This is a genomic window from Geminocystis herdmanii PCC 6308 (genome assembly GCF_000332235.1).
GTDB classification, from domain to species: Bacteria; Cyanobacteriota; Cyanobacteriia; order Cyanobacteriales; family Cyanobacteriaceae; genus Geminocystis; species Geminocystis herdmanii.
Genome location: NZ_CM001775.1, coordinates 689,008 through 709,735, shown reverse-complemented (window position 1 = coordinate 709,735; position 20,728 = coordinate 689,008). Strand labels below are relative to the sequence as shown.

Genomic DNA, 20,728 nt, shown 5'->3' with positions numbered 1-20,728 from the left:
GTTACATTAAATTAATCATAATCCTTTTTTTTTGACAATGACACCAGAACAACAAGCAGAAATAAATTTATATCTTCAAGGTATTGCTCGTATTCTTTATCAAGAATGTGATCCCTCTCAACTAGATAATTTAGCAGTTATCGAAGAAACTGTTAGACAACAAACTCTTGAATATATTACCCCACAAATAGGATTTTTTTTATCCAAAAAATCACCGAAACTCAATCAGGACGACTCAGATACATCAGAAGTATTCTAGGTAAATTACCCATAACAGAAAAACAAGCTATCAGATTAAATTTAAACACAAATCAACGAATTAGTCCTTATTTAGAAAAATGTTGTGTCAGAGCTAGTGCCAATGTTTCTTATGAAAATGCGGCTCGGGATGTGGAATATTATACGGGGATGAAAATATCTGGGAGAACCCAACAACGAATTATACATCGTTATCAATTTCCAGAAATAGCTACGGAAAAACAAATCGAAGAAATTAATCTCGATGGGGGCAAGGTAAGATTAAGAACAAAAGAAAAAAGAAAAAGTTGTGTTTGGCGCGACTATAAAGCGATTTGTGTTAATCAACAAGAAAGAAAAGCGTGGTTTGCACAAAATGAAGAATTAATCCATTGGGTGAATCAACAAAAACTATCAGAACCGTTAACCTGTTTGGGGGATGGACATTCTGGAATTTGGAACATCATTAAACAATTAAATCCAGATGGTGAAAAAAGGGAAATATACTCATCAAGGTTATAATCTGATGTTGCAAAATGTACAGTTGCCTTTTGCCTATTTGCCTTTTGCCTACCTTCACCAAACTCAAGTTATACCCTCGCCAAGTATACTTGATTGGTATCATTTGATGGAAATTTAACAAAGTTGGGGGGAGTAAAAAGATTAAAAGAAGCGGAAAATTTACTTTGGAGAGGAAAAGTAGATGAAACAATCACACTAATATCTGGGATGAAGAAAAAACAGGCAGAAAATTTCTGTAATTATCTCAAGACTCACCGACATCGTATCATCAATTACGGCTATTATCAGGAAGAACAAATTTGTTCCATTGGTTCTGGGGCAGTGGAGTCAACGGTAAAACAAATAGATCGGCGACTCAAAATATCTGGTGCACAATGGAATAAAGAAAATGTCTCTCAAGTACTCAAACATAGATGTGCATATCTCAATAATTGTCTTTAAGCACTCAATAGTACTTTTGTTTCGCAGAACTGACCTGCTCCCTAAACTTCTGTAGAATTTAGCCCTTTAAATTACCTAACTTATACTGGCTTAGACAAACTTGCGTAGAAATTAAGCCCTTAAACACTCTTAAAAAACTTATTTAGGAAATAACACTTTAAAATAACTCGCTTAGACACTCTTACAGAAACGCCCTTAGATTTAACGCTTAATTCCTAACTCATTTACACACTCCTTTAAAACCTATTTAGTTTTACTCTATTTTTCTAACGCATTAGACGCTCTTCATAAACTTAAGTAGCTTTAAGCCCTTAGATTTTACGCTGTAGAATACCCCTCACAAAACAGATTAGATTTAACACTCTTTTCTCTAACTCATTTAGCAAAATCACCACTATATAATAGATACCTAATTTTGCATATACCCACTCATTACACTTAAAATTGTAGTATCTTAGTTAGTTTTAGAAATACCTTGACATTAATAAAAGTATCTGGCATAATATAAATATCGACACAGACAACTAAACAAACTTCCTCCATTAACATTTATTATTTTTATATAAATAAAATAAAATAATAAAAAAATGGAGAGATACCCCCTACCTTATAAAAATACAAGGATAAACATTTAAAATACATAATACATAATAAATAAATAAAGTCTTATATAACTATATATAATAAATAAAAAATTATATATAATAAATAGTAATGAATAAGGTAAGAAATATAAGAAAGAGAATAATACAGTCTTCTAACTATACAAAAAAAATATATTTCAAAGAAAGAAGATCATCCCCAAAATTTCATATATACATATAAAGGTCATGCAGTACACACGGTATAATCAAAAAAATGGCTTCACTATTCTAACTCGCAATCCACTTTCAGCAAGGGGATCTCAAAAATTTTGCATTCATACACAGTAAGCCCATTCAAGCAAATTTTTTGATTCACCCCATTGCTTTTAGGGTCTTTAGTAAGAAGCCCCACACTGTATTTTCGATAAAAACGTTAACAAATCAGTGTGGGATGAATTGCCGTCCAAGTTTAAGATACCAACCTATAGCTATTCAAAAATCTTCTCATAGCCTCCCCCATTGGTATCTGTTCTTTCTCTGCATATTCTTTCAACCATTTGTACTCAATTTCATTTAACCTCACCTCTACTTTTTTATTTCTCATAGTACTTGACAAATCAACTTAACATAGTCTAGTATATAAATAGGTTGACCACCTCGTCAAGCGTCACAAACGTACAGATTTTTCTGGTGAACAGTGCGCAGTTTGAGAATACGGTTATGCACTTTGACAACTTAAGATATGGGGTTTTGCACAGTTGTAAACAGTCGTGTGCAAGTAAAATCTTAACGATGAAAACCAGTAAAATTGCGGTTGGGCGAATCGTACACAGTCTGTGGAGGGTAGCGGTTACGGGGTCTTATGGACTTGTCTGTAAGGCTAGTGCCGTCCGATGAAGCAGAAAATTCTTATCGTGAGGTAAGAAGCTCACATCTGTACTACAGGTCAGTGTGAGAGCGTCACTTCTGTTTCTTTAAAAATGAAGATACCATGTGTGTAGTTATAAAACACAACAAACTAACTATCCCTACATTGTTAGAAAAAAAGATATATGAGAGGGGCGATTTTGGTAGTTCACCCATTCAAGATAGTTTTAGCCGTTTGGGAGGGGGGGGGTGTGGTGTTATAGGTTGCAGATGTAAACAGTGACTTCATTATTAATGAAGACGCTATAAATGATATGTAGAACTTGTTGCCAATCACCTCCACCTAATCGACAGCCAATTTCAGAGGGTAGAAAAATATTATGCTTAATATAGAGGGCTTCATTTAGCACTTTTTCAAAACCAGTTCTTAAAGCATCATAATTGGTGTATCTTTTCTGCTCTGTGCCAAAGGTGTATTGTCCAGCCAAATTACACACCACTAACTCAGGGGCGACTTTGATGAATTGCACATCCCCTAATTTCCATTCTCGTTTAGCCAAAAATTCCCGTTTAACTTTTGGGTGTTTTGTGGCTATTTGTTTCGCTAATCCTGCACCCATAACTTTGCGACAATTAACTTGATGTACAATAATGCCTTTATCTACAGCCAAAATATCTTGTTTAATTTCTTTAATCATTTATTTATCACCTAAAATATCAGAGTTTAAATCTTCTGTATTTTCCTTTATTAATTGCTCTAGTTGATTTAACAATTTTACTTTTTGTTCCTCTAATTCATCTTTAGTTACTTCTAGTTTTATTATTAGACTTTTAAGATTATCTAGCTCATAAGATATGCGTAGAACAGAATCTCTAAGGTCGTATAATTTCATATTTTTAACTCCTTTAATTCTCATTATTTTCTACCTCTATTACTTGTTTAATTACGATACAATAAGGCACTATTTTATCTAAATATTTTCCTTGCAAGTCTTTGTACCAAGAATTATTAAAGTCGTTAAAGGGTACATAATAAATCTCTTTTTTAGTAATCATTTAATTCTCCTAAATTATAATCTTTAAAGTCTTTAGTTAAGTGGCTTAAATAGCTTACTTTATCTAAAAAGTACCGTATAGCTTTAACTTTTTTATAGCAATCGTTTAAGCCTAAAAGTCGCCCTTCAAACATACTCAAATCTCTATCGTTTAAAATCACTATATTATTAATCTTTTTTCTAACCTCTCTAAATCAAGGGCGATTTCTGTTAATACTTTTTCTAAGTCAGTCATGTTTAATTTGTTTCTAACCTATCTCTCTCTCCCCCCCAAACGGCTAACTCTTTTTCTTCCTGAATTAATATTTCTTTTTACGATGAGAGACACTGCTTTTGATTCTTTTGTAAAGAATTATTAAGTATTCTTTTAATTCTGCATAAATTATAATTTTGTCATTGATAAGTGGATAGAGCAAAAATTATTGTAAATAAACCACAGATAAAATTATGGCGATCGCAGAAAATTTCCTTCAACAACTTAGAGAAGTTCGAGTAATCAAAAAAACCATCACAAGATCAGTCCAAGATTTGGTTGCTAATCGTCAAAATAATATAATAATAGTCCCTCCCTATCAAAGAAATTTTGTGTGGGATAAAGAGAAACAATACCGCTTTATCGAATCTATTTTTATGGATGTACCAATTCCACCACTTTTTTTCCTAGAAAAATTTGATGAAAAAGAAGGAACAACTATCTTAGAAATTATTGATGGAGTTCAAAGATTAACTACACTGGAAAATTTTGTAAATGGTGATTTAAAACTAGGAAGTTTACAAACACTAAAAGAACTAAATCAAAGCACATTTAATTCTCTTCCTGTTAATTTGAAAGGTTTATTTTTGGGAAGAGAAATAAATACTATTGTTATAGAGTCTGGAACACATCCTGAAATTCAATTTGAAGTATTCGGAAGATTAAATAATGGTTCGGTTTCCTTAAATCCCCAAGAATTACGAAACTGTATGTTTCACGGCGAATGGAATGACTTTATAATCAAGTGTAGTGTAAAAGATATTTTTAGAGAGCTTGTCGAGGTATTTCCTAAATTTAGAAAACCAAAAAAAGGACAACCTGATAAATGTAGAATGTTGGATGTTGAAATGATATTGAGATTTTTAAGTTTATATGAAGGTTTTGATCAAGAAAAAAATAAATATCCTGCACCAAAAAAAGAAGTTTTAAATGAATATATGAGAGAAAAAATTAAGCAACCCATAGATAAAGATCATACTCAGCAATTAGAATCTGTCCTAGAAAAAGTCTTAACTATAGCAATCAGGAATGATTCATGAGAAAGAAGCATACATTGATAGTTTGGGAAAACTGAATATATGTTCTTTAATTGCCCATTCAAATAACCACTTTACTATTTTGAAGGTTTTGCACATATTCCAGTATTTTCTTAATATTTCTTTTCCCTGTAACCAGACATCTTCTATGGGATTTTGTTCCGGTGCATTTGGTGCTAATTTTATACATTTTACCAACCAGTCTTCTTGTTCTTTTCCCTCATTTATTTTTCCTAAATACTCCTTTAATTCTTTACTTATATGATATTTTGCTCCATCCCAAATTATTACTATTTGACTATCCTTATTTTTTGATATTAAGTATTTTATAAAGTTTATTGTATTTTCTGTATTGCCTACTTCATAATCCTTAATAAATACCTGTCCTGTTCTATAGTTTACTCCCCCATAATAAGTTTGTCTCTCTTTTTCATTTCTAATTGGCACTTCTATTCTCTCTGCTTTTTTCCCCCAAACATATCCACAAATATCACCCCATAATAAGTGACATTCATCCACAAAAAATATTTTTAAGTTCCCCAACTCTATTTTTTCTTTATTTTTCTCGATATATTCCTTTATTTCTTCTTTTTTTTATCCACTAAATCTTGATTTTTTTGTGGATTTTTCTTTTGGGATTTTTTCCATGATATTTGTCCTTCATCTAATAGATCATAATAGCTTGATTTTGCCTGATAAGTTACTCCGTACTTTTGGGCTATATAATATTCTAATTCCCCTAAGGTCAAACTTTCTTGACTGTTTAGCCATTGAAACAGTTCTGTTTTTTCCTCTTTACTCAAATATCCCACCGAACCTTTATATCCTAATTTGAGTGCTTCTATGCCATGAATAATATATTGTTCTTTCCATTTACTAATAAATCCTGAACAGACCTGGAGAATTTTCTTGATTGCCCGATGTGAATAACCTTGAAGGGTCATTCTGACTGCTAATGCCCTTTTTAATTCTCTAGAATCTGGATTTGATTCGATAAACTGGTCTAATTCTTTCACAATTTTTCTTACTAATTGTTTTTAGTATTTTCTCACAAATGATTCCTTATTGCTATACTATACAAATAGTCTTAATGCCGTCACGGAATTATATACTTTAGCAGAAAGTTGTGTTAATGATGAGACTTTTATTAAACTGATACAGAATCCTCCAGAATCAAAAACTTTAGATTTATTTAAAGAAGAAATAGAGCATAAAGTTAATCATATTAAACCCATTTTACCTATCGCTAACAAAGATAAGTTATTAGAAAAAGTTGAAATTTTCAACACATTAAATCAAGATTTAAAAATGATTAATTTGAATTTTAAAATAATTCATAATAACTCTTTGAAGAAATTTTATTTTCCTATTAACTATAACAGTATAATTTCTCTAATTTCTCTCTTTGGTACTTCTATAAAAAGTCTTGGTTTTACCAAAGGAGATGAACCAAGTTTAACTATTGATGATAATATTTATCCTATTCGAGAGTTTTTAAATCAGTGTTCAAAGATTAACGAAATTTTAAAAAATTATCTGCCCAAAATAAATTATTTATCGGCAATGGGTAAGGAAATTTTATCTAATAGCAGACTTAGTAATTTGTTAATTCAAAATGACAATAAGTCGATAACAGTTGACGATTTTTTTCTAAATTTTAGTAAATACTTAGAAAACTTATCTATAGATTTTGATTTGAATGAACGGGGTATTTTAAACATTCAGATTAACAATTTTGAGCCTATTTTTGAAGAGTCAAAAAGTATCAGAAATACCATGAGGCACATAATAAATTGTCAAGACGAATTAAGTCTGAATATTTCTATTTTAGAAAAGTATATTTTCTTATTTGGTAAGATACAATTTATTGGCTTTGATCAACAAGGAAGCCTATATTTTCATCAAGACAATAAAAAATATATCGTCAATGAAATTCAAAAACAATATAATTCTTTATTACCTAAACTTTCCAAGAAGTTAGACAAAGTAAATAAATCTTTTCTGTTAGGGAAAAAATGTTTAGCAGATGAATCTTTCCGAGAACAAACTATCAAACAAAGAAAGAAAAATAAGATAAAATTAATTACTTTTAGTGGATTAATTCTCCTAATTATAGTATTTATGAGCTTGGTAAGTTATAGACGTGACTCAAAAATATTGAATACGCCTTATTCGGGGGATGATAATACTCAAGATTCAGAGATACAAATTCAAAATTAAAATTGATTATGACTGTAAAGAATTATTAATTATTTATTTAATCCTGTATAAATTGTCATTTCATCAGTGATAAGTAAATAAAGAACAAATTTTGTTATCACTCAATGGACTTTAACCTATATTGTTACATAACAACATTAACTGTGGTAACACCAAATCATCTTTTTTTCTTAACTTCCGACAAATTTACTCATATAGAATCCAAAAATGCTAAACACTTATACCGTCATCATGCTTGGACAAAGAGGTTCAGGTAAAACCGTTTATCTTTCTAGTCTTTATAAAAAATTATCTACTCAAGGGGATTTAGGTTTTTTTCTTGAAGTTGATAGTGCAGAAAAACGTAAAAAACTTAAAAATATTTACACCCAATTAGCTTTAGAAGAAAAGTGGCCAAAGGGAACACAAGTACAAGATTTATCAGAATGGACTTTTACCTGTAAAGTTCAAACTCCTGAACTACCTATCTACTCAGCTTGTCAATTTATTTATTTTGATTATGCTGGAGGATTATTAACGGATGAGTTAGGAGAAGATGACGAAAATATTGACAGCGAATTAGAGGACAAAATAAATAATGCTGATGCTTTAGTAGCTTTGTTAGATGGTCAAAGAATATGTGAGTTAATTCGTGGTCAAAAATCGGGGTTGAGATGGAGTATTAATGATTTGCCGAATATTTTAACCATCATGCAAAAAACCGACAAACCAATTCATTTTGTTATTAGCAAATGGGACATTGTTAAAGATTATTATACTTTAGAAGAAATCAGAGATAGATTATTCCAAATAGAAGAATTTAAAAATTTGGTAAAACTTCGGACTCAACAGAAGACTCCTATGAGATTAATTCCCGTTAGTTCGGTAGGGATGGGATTTGCTGAATTACAATTTGATGGCAGTATGAAAAAAACAGGAAATTTGCCAACACCTTATCAAGTTGAAATGCCCCTAGCTTGTATTTTACCTGACATGATCAAGAAAACCTTAGAAGAATTGATCAAGAAAAAAGAACAAGAAAAACAAGAGAATATTAGTGTTAAACCAAATTTAAGTGTTTGGGAAAGATTGACAGTTTTTTTTGGTAGTACTGTGAAAGGAGTTATTGAAACTGTGACAGATTTACTGCCAAGAAAATATAGATTTGCCACCGACATACTGGAAAGTTTTATCGATTTTATTGATGATAATATTGAGAAACCCATTGAACAAAAATTCAAGGAAGCAGAAAGACGAGAGGAAGAATTAAAAACAAAAAAACAGGAATCAATCAAAGCAGTAGAAAATGAAGAAACTGCTTTAAAACACGTTGTTAATTGTTTTTTAGCCATTGCTAATCAGTTAGAAAAAAATTATCCTAATTCCACTCTTAAACTTTAATTATTTAACAAATATGAAACAAATTGAAAGTTGGTTATTTTTAGTTAGTGCGAATCCTTATCTTGATTATCGTACCGTGATTGCTCCCGATTTTTTATGTGATGCAAAAAAGACGAGTTTATTGGCAAGAAATGCAGGAGGGGATTTAACTCCTCATAAAATAACCTATGTTGATGACTCTAAAATCGGAAGTTTGACTTTAGTTTTTAGAGTGATAGAAGCGATCGCAGAAGATTTAGGGATAGAAGGTAATGGAGTTCTTAAAGACTCTTTTGGGAGAGAAATTTATGTCATTGAAGGATTAGTTTTTAAAGGTAAGTTATCGAATATTCAATTAACAGAACAAGATTTTGAAAATCTCCATAATGAAATAAAAAATTATTATCCTGCTTTTTGGGAATTTACCACTAGCCAACCTGCTACTCCTAGTAAATCACAAGAATTTAATAGTGAAATGGATATTGAATATATCGAGGAAATTAAAGAGCAAACAGCAAATATTAATCCGAAAATTGATAACAATTCTATTAAACAAGAAAAAAAAAATGGTATTTTCACAAACAAGAAAATATTGGTCATTCTATCACTACTGTTACTTGTAATCCTGATCGCCATAGTCAAATTAAGTTCCTAGTTAGATATGAAAATAATCAAACTGTTAAAACATTAAATTCAGAGCTAAAAGAAATTAATAAATGGGAACATTCCCATATTTGGGGTTCTCATTCAACTTCAGTTATATTTAGTTTTGATAGCAGATATATTGCGACAGGATTAATTGAAGGTGCTGATCAAAATATAGTTAAACTTTGGGATACAAAAACTGATAAATCCCAAATTTTCAACTTTTTTAATCCTAGTTTACTAGGGCGTATTAATCTTCTAGGTTTTACAAAGGACAATAAGGACATACTATGTATTGCAGATACACATATCTATTTAATAAATCTTAAAACAGAAACAAGTACTAAAACCAGTATCTCAGGACAAATTAAATCACTATGTATATATCCAAAAGATGACATCTTTGCAACGGGAAATACAAAAGGTGAGATTGCTATTTGGAAATTGACAACTGGATCAGCAATAATAGATACAGAATTTCAAGCTCATGGAACTCCGAAAGAAACTCCAATTAATTCATTAGCTTTTAAGCCTAAAAGTAAGATTTTAGCCAGTGCAGGAGATGATTGTAAGATAAAGTTATGGGATTTATCGAAAAAATGTAAAGAAGAAATATTAGGAGAACATGACTTTCCTATAAATGTAATTACTTTCAGTCCAGATGGTAAATTTCTAGCTAGTGGAGATGATTCTGGTTCTATAAAAATTTGGGATATTTGGGATATGAAAACAAGAAAAAATGGGGTATTAAAAAAACATGAAAAAGCTGTAACCTCTCTTTCTTTCAGTCCTGATGGTAAAACTTTAATCAGTGGTAGTAAAGATGGAAATATTATTCTCTGGAAAAAACAAAACTAACTTACCAATCCACAATTATTTCTTTAGAGGGCATATCGAGAATTTCTCTTTCCGTATGCTTATGCAACATTTTTTGTTCTAAATATAACTTCAAAGCTAACTCTCGCCGATCGGGATGACAAACATAACCTAAAATGTAATCGGCAAAGGTATTTTTATCAATCTTCAAATCCGTTGCCGTTTCGTGAAAATGTTTTGCTGTTTCTATAGAAATAGTAGCCATAATCTTTAATTTTATGGAAATTATAGGAGTATCAGTTATTATACTCCCATATTTGCCATATTTGTTAAGCTACCTTAGTTTTACTTTGATTTTCTAGTGATAATCTATATAAACGATCGGACACCTTACCATGAGCATTTTCGAGCCTGTTTTTAGTAACTTTCCAAAGATTAGTAGAATTATACCCCCTCGCACTAACTTCTTGTTTCCATTGTTCTTTTAAAGAAACGAATACTTCCCAACATTTAGAATCCTCCTCTTCCTGATAAGATTGTAAACAATAGTCCATCATCTTTTTCATTAGGAACTCTTCATCAGATACTGATTGAGGTATATTCGCCGTTTGGAGGAGAGGGGGAGAAGGAACTTTCTCAACAACTTCAGATACGACATCAATAGAATTATCATCGACATTTTCATTTTGTCCTTGAGAACTGTCCCCGACTATATGCCCTGCTAAATCTGGATCATAGCCATTAGAGGGACAAAGGGACACGATTTTAGACTCTCGATCGTCATCATTAATATCTTCTACCAGTTCAACGGTTCTCATTGTTACCCCCGAACTATAAATATAGCCTCTATCTATCTTCTCCCGTTCAATTTTGATGTCAGGATGCTTGTCAGGATATTTGAAATATCGATCGAGAGCTTTCTTGACGGTATCTAGTTTCAACCCAGTTTCATCCGCAATGGTTTTATTACTAACCTTCTCAGGGCGAATTTGATTCAAATAATCTTGTATTTTACTTAATGAATTATCTTTCTCAGGATTGGCTTTATTCTCATTAGATTCCCCCACGATCGTCCAATTCAGATAATTCTTATTTTCATCTCCTTCTAAAACATATTTATAATTTTCTCCCTGTCTAGTTTTAGTTACTTCCAGAACTCTCTTATTCTTTTCATGATCTGTGGGTTTATAAAAGCGTATCACTTCAGAAACTGCCGCAGATATGGCTGTCGAACCTCGATAACCGCCACTTTTATTTTCATGATGACAAATGATAATACTAACATTATTTTCATCAGCAATTTTATTTAGGTCATACAAAATAAAAGCAGAAGAAGCATCATTTTCCTTTGTACCATTTAAAGAATTTACAGCACTAAAACTGTCAATAATTATCAGATTAGGGCTATATTCCTTGATATATTTTTTTAATTGATAAGTGAATGTGCCACTATAACTTTTTTTTACAAAAACTGTATTTTCTGGGGTATCATTTTTCACTTGACTCCATCGATTATTAATCGTTTGTAAATTCTCCTCCAACTGAATAATTAATACTTTTCCTTGTTTTACCTTTCTTCCATTCCAATCTTTTCCAGTTGCCACATGATAAGCCCATGAATAAGTCAAAGTGCTTTTTCCTACTCCCGAATTACCAAAAAGTAAGATTACAGAATTACTTGGTATAAAATCTTCAATGACAAATAAAATCTGTTTATTTTCTAGCTTTGTAATATCAATAAAATTATCATCTTCTCTCTTCGATGAATAGTCAAAAAACGGCAAAAGGACATCTTGTAACGTCATCTTGTTTTTCTTTACCAGTCTGTGTAAAAGACTTTTTTGTATAGCTGGATCATCTTCATACTTATCTATAATATACTCTATTTCTGAAAACATTATTCTTGTTTTTTGTTCCTCTTCTTTCACCCATTTTTTGATACTTTCCATGTGATTCTCCTTGCTATTATTATTTTTCATTAGTCGCTCCTAATTTGATTTCGTTAACATCTCATCATTCAAATAATCTTGAGAGCAAAAATTATCCTCAAAATTAAGTTTTTACTCAAAAAAATTCCATGACAAATTTTGCCTAAAATATTTTAGACACTTCTACAAAAAAAGTAGAATTACTTTAATCTTTATAAAGTTTGCTTTTAAAATTAAGCTATTAAGTGTTTGACAAAAAATAGACCTAACACTTATTACTTAATAGACAAACAATAATTTTTCTTGATGTTGTTTTTCTCCTTATTTCACTTACCGCAACGATCATAACACCCCCTCTTTAACTTGGGAAGAAAATCAGCAAAATATGTGTAAAAAAAATAAATCTTGACTTTTAAACGAAAGTGTGCATGAGATTGAGTTAAATATAAATATTAGCTCAAATCTTTATGGAATAATGCTTTTAAGGTTTATGCTTAATTTTCGTCAAATTGTTTTGCAAAAAAAAAAGTCCCAGAAATTCAAAAACTTCTTAAAATTAAGAAACTAAACAGAGAAACTTTACTAACAATTTGTTTGTTAGATTTTTTTAGTGAATAAATTTTCTACCAAAACAAAATCTATTATTCTTTATTTTTTTTCTTTACGCAAAATCTTAAAAAACGATAATAAGATTTCTAGCTAATTATGAGGAGAAGTCAGTTAGACTAAATAACCGCATCTAAATTATTCAAAAGTGCAGTATAATACGGTACATCTTCTTCTTCTCAAAAAAATTGCTTTTATTTGATCGTAGTATCTTATTTGTCGATCGAACCTTAATGGACAATTTTGCTACAAACAGTAAGATAAAGTAAAGACAAGTTGTTCACAAATCCTTTGAGATTGGTATGATTACTTAGTTAAAAATTAGCAATAAAAAATTATCAGGTGAAAAATTTTAACTGGAATGAAAACAAAAATAACTTATTAATCCAAGAACGAAATATTAGTTTTCCTGAAGTTGTGAAAGCAATTAAAGAAGGGGATTTATTAGATGTAATCGATCATTATAATCAAGAAAAGTATAGCCAACAATGTATTTTTATCATAAAATTAAGAGATTATGTTTATTTAGTTCCCTTTGTTGAAAGTGATCAGGAAATATTTTTAAAAACAATAATACCTAGTAGAAAAATGACAAAAAAATATTTAAGAGGTAATGCAAATGAGTAACTTAAATCAAGAAGAAAAAGATATTTTAAACAGTGTAGAAAATGGGGAATGGCATAGCATAAACCAAGTAGAAGAAGCAAAAAAGATTTATCAAAGTTATGCCCAAGAATATTTAGAAAAATCCATAAAAATAGTATTGTCAAGAGAAGATGAACAAAAATTGTCTAATTTAGCAAATCAATTAGGTACATCTCCATCTAGTTTAACAGAAGAAATTTTACACAAATATTTACAAGGTTTATTAGTCGATAAAACTGCCTAAAATTTTTCTTATTATTATGATCGCACCCTTAAAAATCCCCAAAACTCGATCTTCTGTGTGTTATGTAACTATTTTTAATAATTGTTGAGGATCAAAAATCTCTATGGTGCTATTTTGTCGATAATCTTTAGGATTACGAGTAACGATCGTATCTAACGGCATCATCATAAAAAGGAGCGTTAAAATCATCAGCAATAAAAAAGTTATCTTTCGGTAAATCAAAAGGTAAATCTTTACCCTGACGACTTAAAAGATCACGAATTAACTTAATTTCTTCATTAGAAAGAGGAGCATTTTTATTAATTTCTTGTTTATTTTTTAACAAATATTCCCATTTTGCCATCGCCTGTGATTCTTTTTCTGTCATCTTCTCTGAATTGAAATCTTGTTCAAATTCATTAACTAAGTTAGCGATTATAGCAATCAGGAATCATTTGTGAGAAATAAATTATTAGAAAAAATATCGAAGATACGACTAATCTTGCCTTTTGCCTTTTGCCTCTTGCCTTTGATGATAAGATAATTTTCACAACTCATAACTGACTGCTATACCTGATTCAAAAATATTCAAATCGAGTAAAGTATTAGAAATAAACACAGAAAAATCACATCTTCCCCCTTGTCCAGGTACACAAATAACGAGATTATTTGTAGTATCATTTGGGAAAAAGTCGGGCTGACAATAGCGAGAGTGTATAAGATGATGATTAAAATATAAATATTGTTTGCAAAAAGGGCGGTAAACAGCTACTCTCAAGTCATTTGGATCAAATTCAATTGCCCTGTTTTTTTCAAGTCCGCCTCTTAGTTTTCTTGTATCCCAAGTAATGAAAGTTGAATCATATTTAATAAACTTTTCAATTTGTAAACTAGAGTCTTTTGATTTTGCCTCAAAAAAACGTTCTCTTTCTTTATTATAAAAGTTGATAGTTTTTTGGATATTTGCAAAAAGTTCTTCTTTAGCTCTTCGGCGAGAAGCCCCACGCCGTAAACACGAAAGAAAATAACTACGTTTCGGCGTGGGATGAATCGCCGTCCAGATTTATTTGCACAAATCAGAAATTTATGTTATTCTGTATCTAGGTAAAAAAATAAATTCACCTAAGACAATGATCAACTTGAACTACGAATACCGCATCTATCCAGAGCCATCACCGGAGGAAACCCTCTTGCGGTGGCTTTTTGCGTGTCGTCAAGTTTATAATTATTGTCTGGCAGAACGAAAAGATTGGATAAAATCAAGGAAGTCTCCCATTGATCAATGTTCGTTGGTTAATGAGTATATTATTCCTGCGCAAACGAAATATCCCGACTATTACTACCAAAAGCGACAACTAACGGAAGCTAAGAAAACAAATCCTGAATTAAAGGAAGTTCCATCTCAAGTTCTCCAAGAGGTTGTTGGCAAAGTCGATAAGGCTTTCAGGTCTTTTCATAATAGAGGGTATGGGTTTCCCCGTTTCCGCAAAAGGATTCGCTCAATGGTGTTTCCCCAATTCAAAACTAATCCTATTGTTGGTAATCAAATCAAACTACCAAAGATAGGCGATATTGAGATTAATTTGCATCGACCGATTCCCGAAGGATTTGTAGTTAAGCAAGTCCAAGTAGTGAATAAAGCATCGGGTTGGTATGTCATTTGTACAATCCAGTCTGAGGGGAATATCCCAGACCCTATTCCAGATTTGTCTTATTCTAGTCTAGGCATAGATTTGGGATTCTCCAGTCTTATAGCTACATCGAGAAATGAGATTATTGATAGACCTAAATTCCTGATTGCTCTACAAAGCAAGTTGACATCACTGCAACGTGAGCTAAAAGACAAAGTAAAAGGGTCTAATAATTGGAAAAAAGCCTGTAAGAAAATTGTACAGTTACATGAATATATCCATCGAGTCAGGAAAGATTATCATTTTAAACTAGCTCATTATTTGTGTGATCAAGCTAAAATGATCTTCATTGAAGCAATAGACTTTAAGTCATGGGGAAGAGGGATGTTGCGTAAGCACTCCCTAGACTTTGCTTTTGGTGCTTTTGTCGATATTCTGACTCTAGTGGCGAAAAAAAGAGACGTATATCTTCTAAAAGTTGATAAGGATTATACGTCTCAAACTTGTCCAAATTGCAATACTCTTACTGGGAAAAAAGAGTTGAAAGAACGAGTCCATTGTTGTTCTGAGTGCGGTTTTACGATTGATCGTGACGTAGCCGCCGCTATGGTAATAGAACAACGTGGGTTAACAGCCGTTGGGCAGACGGTGTTGCAGTCTGTGGAGGATCGTGGTATCGGGGCTGTGGAGAAATCGACAGCTAGAACCACCCGAAGAAGCAGAAAATCCAAGTAGCGATATTTGGAAGCCCACGTCTGTACCGTAGGTCAGCGTGGGAGTGTCACAAAAATTATATACCCAAGAATCTCGGTTAGTGACCAAACCGCTAGATCGGATATCGAAAATTGTTTGTAGTTTGTTGTTATCATCTTTTTTACTGAGTCCAGTAAAAGCTGTAAATTCTTTATTACGCTGATTTATCCAGTCGTGATTGTCATTAGGTGCGATTTTCAACCAACCAACACTGGATATATCACCAAATTTTTGAATAACTTTTAGCTTTTGTTCACGGCTTAAATAGTCGCCTATATCATAGTAATTAATATGACCTGACGGTTGCTTCTCTGGATTTTTAATCATGATAACAATAGCAACTCCCGTCATTATGTTGAAAACGTTTTGCCCTTCTTTTTTGGCATTGTCTCCTGATTTTCCCCTAATAAAACCTCTTAAATTAAAACAATAAACATCAGTAAATTCTTCAGGTAAACACTTTCTTAACCCTGCGGTTGTATTGCTATCAATAAATGAACCATTACTAATAAAACAGACAATTCCTTTATTTTTTACTCTGTCACTACCCCACCGAAAAGCCTTGATATAAGAATCATAAAGAGCTTTTTTCCCCGTCCCCTTTAAAGCAGACCGATAAGTTTCCTCTATTCTTTTTTCGAGTAATTCGTATCTAATATTTTGGTTTGCATCATTAGCATTACTTTGACCAGCAGAATAAGGTGGATTACCAATAATAACAGTAATATCCTGTCTCTTTTGATCAATCACCCTTTGATTATTTTCAGGAAATATTTTTTCCATTAAATAACCATCATTTTCAAACATTTGGAAAGTATCAGTCAGAACAATTCCATTAAAAGATTGATAGCCTCCCAAATTGTCATTGCGAGGGGGATTATTAACCCCTAAATTTTGACTTTCATCAATATTCCCCGAAGCAATCTCTGGATTCAGGTGGTGAGAGGAGATTGCTTCGTTATAACTCGCAATGACAGAATTATCGATCGCAGTGACAGATGATTGAGTTAAATAATGATAGGTTTCCTCAATATTAATAGCGGCAATATAATAAGCTAATAAAAGAATCTCATTAGCGTGTAATTCCTTAGTAAATTTCCGTTGTAAATCCTCTGGTTTAATTAACCCACTTTGTAATAGTCTAACAAGAAAAGTACCCGTACCAGTGAAGGGGTCTAAAATATGCACACCCTCATCGGTTAAACCGACTCCAAACTCTTGTTTTAAGACATAATCAGCACTATTAATAATGAAGTCCACTACTTCCACTGGAGTATAAACAATGCCTAATCTTTCTACCAAACGGGGGAAAGCATTGCGGAAAAACTTATCGTATAGTTCAACAATAATTTTCTGTTTCCCTTGAGCATTATCAATACCAGAAGCCCTATCTCTGACACTTTCATAAAACTTAGTTAAACTTTGGGTTTCCTTCTCTAAAGATTGCCCTTCTAACACATCTAAAATGCGTTGCATGGTTTGAGAAACAGGATTAAATTTAGTAAACTCGTAACCTTCAAATAAAGCATCAAATACTGGTTTCGTAATCAGATGTTGGGATAACATCTCGATCGCTTCATCCTCAGTAACATTAGGATTAAGATTGCAGTGTAAACCTGCTAAAAACTCATCAAATGCTTGACGGGCTTCCGATTGAGAGTTAGCCAATAAGCCCTTAATACGGGAAATATGTCGATCGGCAATGACAGCAACATCCTTCGCCCAATCTTCCCAATAACGGCGATTACCGCATTTAACTACGATTTTGGCATAGATAGCATCTCGCCATTCCTCAATGGGGAAATTTAGTTCTAGCTGTTGATAAGTGCGATCGCTACCTTTAACACCATTACCAGTATTACCCTCACCAGTATCACCACCGCCAACACCGATAATATTAATTTGGGGTGGACGTTTACGGTTCAAATCAATTTTATTGACAGTAGCATTAAGCAGTAAAAAATGAGTCAATATCTTTCTTCTCTAAAGTGTAGGTTCGATCGTAAAATTTACATTGAATGGCACAATAATCACCAGTATCCCGTTCTTGGGCGACTAAATCAATCCCCGTATCTGGTGCATGATTACGCAAAGGGAAATCCATCCATAACCAAACCTTACTGAAATGCTCTTGATAAATAGGATCAGTTTGCAAGTATTGTAAAATAAGACGCTCAAACTTATCCCCCTTGTCTCTTTCAGAGGTTGCTGTTTGTCTAAATTCTTCAAGGATGGTGTGGATAGTCATAGCGGAAATCTTACGAACATCTTAGATATTTGTTTCAATATATTCTGATATTCCTAATTTGTCACTATGAAGATGTAAATAGTTACTTTTTGTTACATTGTAATGTTTGTTATTCCATTCTTCCTTACTTAATTTATTATCCCTTTTGTAACTGAAAAAAATAAAAGCTATAACAAATCATTAAAATTGCTATAACTTTTAAATTATTATTTCAATTACTTATAAGCAACAAGAAGCAAAACGATTAACATTTTCTCCTTTGAATAAAGCATCAAATTCTAAAAGATAAGTAGATAAAACATCAATAATTTTTTCTCTTAACTCTGCACCTGAACTTGATAAAAATGGTTGAGAAGGATCAGAAATACATAATCCATAATCTTCAAGTAATCTAAATTGTTCCCTTTTAAAAATAGTAAATATTCTGTCATATACTTTTTCTAAATCTTTTAAAATATTAATAGTAAAAATGAAATAGAGCCAATTTTCAGGATAGTCTTCAAATTCAACTTTATCCGATAAAAATTCTTTTTCTTGACTCTTAATATAAAGAATAAAATCATTCATAATAGATAAAAGTTCTGATAACACTTCTCCTAAATTTTCTTGATGATAAACTTCATTAACTCTTTGAGCAAAAATTTCAGGAGGATTAGAATAAAAATTCAGATTAGAAAAAAGTTCACAACGAATATTGCTACTTTCTTTTAAAAGTTCATTAGATAATTTTGTTACCTGAGATTTAGTGATAGCCTCTAAATGATAATCTGTCATAGTTATAAATCCTTAATGTTAATATGAAAGTCTAATTTGTTACTTAAGTAACTTGGTTGCAATTATTGTTTTATGTTCTTGATAAGTTAATTTAGAAATAATATTTAAAAATTCCTTAACTCTATTATTCTTATCTAAATTTATTAAATAATTAGTTAACCAATCAATTCCATTTATAGAAGAATTAAATTGTTCTTGAAACACCTTTTTCGCTTCTTCTCCTCCTAACTTGACAAATAAATCATTCAAGTCTTTATACTGATCATCTAAACAAAAAACAAAAGGTTGCATTTTATTATTGAGTAAATCATAAATCATTTTTATTGTACCATTTTTACCTCCTAAATCATTATCAGGATTAATATAAATTTGTTTAATACCACTCTGTTTTAATACCTGTAACTGATTATTATTAAAACTAGAATTAACGTAACCAATTACATTATTTAAACCCCAACCATGAGCTATATAAACATCTATACTTGGCGAGGGCATAATTTGAGTTTGGTGAAGGTAGGCAAAAGGCAAGTAGGCAAGAGGCAACTATACATTTTGCAACATCAGATTATAACCTTGATGAGTATAAAATTCCCTCCACAGCAATTAAATTATTTTTATGATTTGCTTGTAAAACTCTATCTAAAAATAGCGGACAACTTTTAGTATTTTCTCCCTTTAAAGCACATAAACGTTTCTTTCCTTCAGGCACATTTTTATCTGGATAACGGAAATAACAAGTAGAAGGATTGCCCTTTACATCTCGCCAAGCAAAAGTCAAATAATCCTCATAACCATTCCAAACAATTTTTAAAGATTTAACCTCATTTACAAAATGATATTTACGCATCATATAGGCTCTTAAATATTCAAAACTAGAATAAAAACCAATCTCTAAATTTAAAATTTGCTCCTCTGTAAATCCTCTACTAATTAAATAGCTTAAAGCCTTGTTTGCCTTCTCTTTTAATTCCCTTATTTTATTATTATCATTTTGTACCCCTAAAGGTAAATAGCTTTTAGATTTTTCAGTATATTCCTCTTTCCCTATCCATAATTGCGATCGACAAAACTTATAAAAATCTTCTAAAATATCGTGACTTTTATCGTCTTTATTTAAAGCAACTGAATCTATATTTTGAGATATATGTTCAATTTTATTATCTAAATTTGCTTCACTAATTATTTCTTGCATTAATTCCTTTTGTGTTTCCTTATTATTTTGCGAACTCTGAAAAAATCCTAAGTTTAAAGAATATTGATAATCAACAGGATCACCAGAAATTCTACAGCTTAAACACTTAAATCTTTTTGTATCTTTAAAAATAATAAAAGCCGTTCCTTCTTTAGAATTGTGATTATGAAAAGGACAATGACAATTATAACTATTTGAGGAACGAATTGTAATAGATAAATTAGGATATAAAACCTCAATAGATAATTTATTTAGAGCTTCTTTATATACTGATAAAAAATTAGACATATAAAAATCAATATAGAGTATAACTGTTATAATTATACCAGTAAAATTAAGAAATCATAATTAGTAAAATGAATTATAAATCCAAAATAAAACAAATCCGAGAAAACAAAAATTTTACCCAGAAAGAACTATCGGAAAAATTAAATATTAACGTTTCAACCCTTAGAAATTGGGAAAATAATAGAAGAATATTAAAACATTTCCGTTATGTAGCTGATTTATGTAACGTCTTAAATTGTAGCCCACTAGATTTATATACAGAAGAAGAATAAATAATTAATTTTACTATATGCGTGTCCCCGTGTCCCTTTGTCCCTTTAATGCTTCAAACCGTTATATATCTATACTTTTAGTTAGGGACAAGTTAATAGACAGTTGATTTATTATTTGTCCTTTCTACTAAA

General features: G+C 31.2%; 22 protein-coding genes and 2 pseudogenes. 11 read left to right on the top strand and 13 right to left on the bottom strand.

The window, feature by feature from the left end; translation table 11 throughout:
• Positions 1–37 precede the first annotated feature (37 nt).
• Positions 38–738: pseudogene (locus SYN6308_RS25430) on the top strand (ISKra4 family transposase); the annotation flags it as partial.
• Between the two features lie 106 nt (positions 739–844).
• A pseudogene (locus SYN6308_RS23740) lies at positions 845–1,200 on the top strand (ISKra4 family transposase); the annotation flags it as partial.
• 1,708 nt (positions 1,201–2,908) lie between these two features.
• Here SYN6308_RS23740 and SYN6308_RS21675 read toward each other — a convergent pair.
• Genes SYN6308_RS21675 through SYN6308_RS24800 form a run of 3 tightly spaced genes read right to left on the bottom strand, consistent with a single transcriptional unit; the run spans position 2,909 to position 3,707 of the window.
• Positions 2,909–3,349: a hypothetical protein gene (locus SYN6308_RS21675; protein WP_017293043.1), complete on the bottom strand. Its 441-nt coding sequence runs from the start codon at positions 3,347–3,349 to the stop codon at positions 2,909–2,911.
• A complete protein-coding gene (locus SYN6308_RS03470) occupies positions 3,350–3,544 on the bottom strand; it encodes a hypothetical protein (RefSeq protein ID WP_144051388.1) in 195 nt (64 codons plus the stop codon).
• 13 nt (positions 3,545–3,557) lie between these two features.
• Positions 3,558–3,707 (bottom strand): hypothetical protein, encoded by a 150-nt coding sequence (locus tag SYN6308_RS24800; protein ID WP_017293041.1) that lies wholly within the window; start codon positions 3,705–3,707, stop codon positions 3,558–3,560.
• Between the two features lie 446 nt (positions 3,708–4,153).
• Between SYN6308_RS24800 and SYN6308_RS03455 the strand changes: the two genes are divergently transcribed.
• Positions 4,154–4,999 (top strand): DUF262 domain-containing protein, encoded by an 846-nt coding sequence (locus SYN6308_RS03455; RefSeq protein WP_017293039.1) that lies wholly within the window; start codon positions 4,154–4,156, stop codon positions 4,997–4,999.
• Here SYN6308_RS03455 and SYN6308_RS23735 read toward each other — a convergent pair.
• A protein-coding gene (locus SYN6308_RS23735) for an IS630 family transposase (protein ID WP_017294352.1) occupies positions 4,994–6,012 on the bottom strand; the annotation gives its coding sequence in 2 pieces (ribosomal slippage) (positions 4,994–5,592 and positions 5,592–6,012; 1,020 coding nt in all). The two genes, SYN6308_RS03455 and SYN6308_RS23735, sit on opposite strands and share 6 nt — an antisense overlap.
• Before the next feature lie 49 nt (positions 6,013–6,061).
• Here SYN6308_RS23735 and SYN6308_RS03440 point away from each other — a divergent pair.
• The 4 genes from SYN6308_RS03440 to SYN6308_RS25890 all read left to right on the top strand — a co-directional run bounded on the left by SYN6308_RS03440 (position 6,062) and on the right by SYN6308_RS25890 (position 10,078).
• Complete coding sequence (locus SYN6308_RS03440) at positions 6,062–7,216, top strand: hypothetical protein (RefSeq protein WP_017293038.1); 1,155 nt, start codon at positions 6,062–6,064, stop codon at positions 7,214–7,216.
• Between the two features lie 207 nt (positions 7,217–7,423).
• On the top strand, positions 7,424–8,596 hold the full coding sequence (locus SYN6308_RS03435) for a hypothetical protein (RefSeq protein ID WP_040466773.1): 1,173 nt from the start codon (positions 7,424–7,426) through the stop codon (positions 8,594–8,596).
• Positions 8,597–8,609: 13 nt separating this feature from the next.
• Positions 8,610–9,230 carry a hypothetical protein gene (locus SYN6308_RS03430; protein ID WP_017293036.1) on the top strand — a complete coding sequence of 207 codons (621 nt, stop codon included), beginning with the start codon at positions 8,610–8,612 and terminating at the stop codon, positions 9,228–9,230.
• A complete protein-coding gene (locus tag SYN6308_RS25890) occupies positions 9,167–10,078 on the top strand; it encodes a WD40 repeat domain-containing protein (protein ID WP_306301635.1) in 912 nt (303 codons plus the stop codon). Before SYN6308_RS03430 ends, SYN6308_RS25890 begins: the two co-directional genes overlap by 64 nt.
• Position 10,079: 1 nt before the next feature.
• Here SYN6308_RS25890 and SYN6308_RS03420 read toward each other — a convergent pair whose 3' ends face one another.
• Together SYN6308_RS03420 and SYN6308_RS03415 are read right to left on the bottom strand one after the other, a co-directional pair.
• A complete protein-coding gene (locus tag SYN6308_RS03420; RefSeq protein WP_017293034.1) occupies positions 10,080–10,301 on the bottom strand; it encodes a hypothetical protein in 222 nt (73 codons plus the stop codon).
• Between the two features lie 64 nt (positions 10,302–10,365).
• A complete protein-coding gene (locus SYN6308_RS03415; protein WP_017293033.1) occupies positions 10,366–12,015 on the bottom strand; it encodes an AAA family ATPase in 1,650 nt (549 codons plus the stop codon).
• Positions 12,016–12,912: 897 nt separating this feature from the next.
• Between SYN6308_RS03415 and SYN6308_RS03410 the strand changes: the two genes are divergently transcribed.
• Together SYN6308_RS03410 and SYN6308_RS03405 are read left to right on the top strand one after the other, a co-directional pair.
• Positions 12,913–13,197 (top strand): BrnT family toxin, encoded by a 285-nt coding sequence (locus tag SYN6308_RS03410; protein ID WP_017293032.1) that lies wholly within the window; start codon positions 12,913–12,915, stop codon positions 13,195–13,197.
• Positions 13,190–13,459 carry a hypothetical protein gene (locus SYN6308_RS03405; protein WP_026101896.1) on the top strand — a complete coding sequence of 90 codons (270 nt, stop codon included), beginning with the start codon at positions 13,190–13,192 and terminating at the stop codon, positions 13,457–13,459. Before SYN6308_RS03410 ends, SYN6308_RS03405 begins: the two co-directional genes overlap by 8 nt.
• Before the next feature lie 133 nt (positions 13,460–13,592).
• Here the strand turns inward: SYN6308_RS03405 and SYN6308_RS03400 are convergent, their stop codons facing one another.
• The gene (locus tag SYN6308_RS03400; protein ID WP_017293030.1) at positions 13,593–13,826 is read right to left on the bottom strand and encodes a hypothetical protein; all 234 of its coding nucleotides are present in this window, start codon (positions 13,824–13,826) and stop codon (positions 13,593–13,595) included.
• A gap of 159 nt (positions 13,827–13,985) precedes the next feature.
• Positions 13,986–14,489, bottom strand: a complete 504-nt coding sequence (locus tag SYN6308_RS25960) for a type ISP restriction/modification enzyme (RefSeq protein WP_390091420.1) — start codon at positions 14,487–14,489, stop codon at positions 13,986–13,988.
• A 79-nt stretch (positions 14,490–14,568) separates the two neighbouring features.
• Here SYN6308_RS25960 and SYN6308_RS23730 point away from each other — a divergent pair, with 79 nt between their 5' ends.
• On the top strand, positions 14,569–15,804 hold the full coding sequence (locus SYN6308_RS23730; RefSeq protein ID WP_071590974.1) for an RNA-guided endonuclease InsQ/TnpB family protein: 1,236 nt from the start codon (positions 14,569–14,571) through the stop codon (positions 15,802–15,804).
• Here the strand turns inward: SYN6308_RS23730 and SYN6308_RS25110 are convergent.
• The 5 genes from SYN6308_RS25110 to SYN6308_RS03375 all read right to left on the bottom strand — a co-directional run bounded on the left by SYN6308_RS25110 (position 15,697) and on the right by SYN6308_RS03375 (position 20,324).
• Positions 15,697–17,793 (bottom strand): Eco57I restriction-modification methylase domain-containing protein, encoded by a 2,097-nt coding sequence (locus tag SYN6308_RS25110; protein ID WP_017293029.1) that lies wholly within the window; start codon positions 17,791–17,793, stop codon positions 15,697–15,699. The genes SYN6308_RS23730 and SYN6308_RS25110 overlap by 108 nt on opposite strands.
• A complete protein-coding gene (locus SYN6308_RS03390) occupies positions 17,771–18,070 on the bottom strand; it encodes a restriction endonuclease (RefSeq protein ID WP_017293028.1) in 300 nt (99 codons plus the stop codon). Before SYN6308_RS03390 ends, SYN6308_RS25110 begins: the two co-directional genes overlap by 23 nt.
• A gap of 219 nt (positions 18,071–18,289) precedes the next feature.
• Entirely contained in the window at positions 18,290–18,844 is a 555-nt protein-coding gene (locus tag SYN6308_RS03385) for a hypothetical protein (RefSeq protein ID WP_017293027.1), read from the bottom strand.
• Positions 18,845–18,883: 39 nt separating this feature from the next.
• Positions 18,884–19,387, bottom strand: a complete 504-nt coding sequence (locus SYN6308_RS03380; RefSeq protein ID WP_144051387.1) for a toprim domain-containing protein — start codon at positions 19,385–19,387, stop codon at positions 18,884–18,886.
• A 22-nt stretch (positions 19,388–19,409) separates the two neighbouring features.
• Positions 19,410–20,324, bottom strand: coding sequence for a CHC2 zinc finger domain-containing protein (locus SYN6308_RS03375; protein ID WP_017293025.1), 915 nt, complete (start codon positions 20,322–20,324; stop codon positions 19,410–19,412).
• Between the two features lie 68 nt (positions 20,325–20,392).
• On the opposite strand from SYN6308_RS03375, the gene SYN6308_RS03370 reads away from it, so the two are divergent.
• A complete protein-coding gene (locus SYN6308_RS03370; protein ID WP_017293024.1) occupies positions 20,393–20,596 on the top strand; it encodes a helix-turn-helix domain-containing protein in 204 nt (67 codons plus the stop codon).
• Positions 20,597–20,728: the final 132 nt, after the last annotated feature.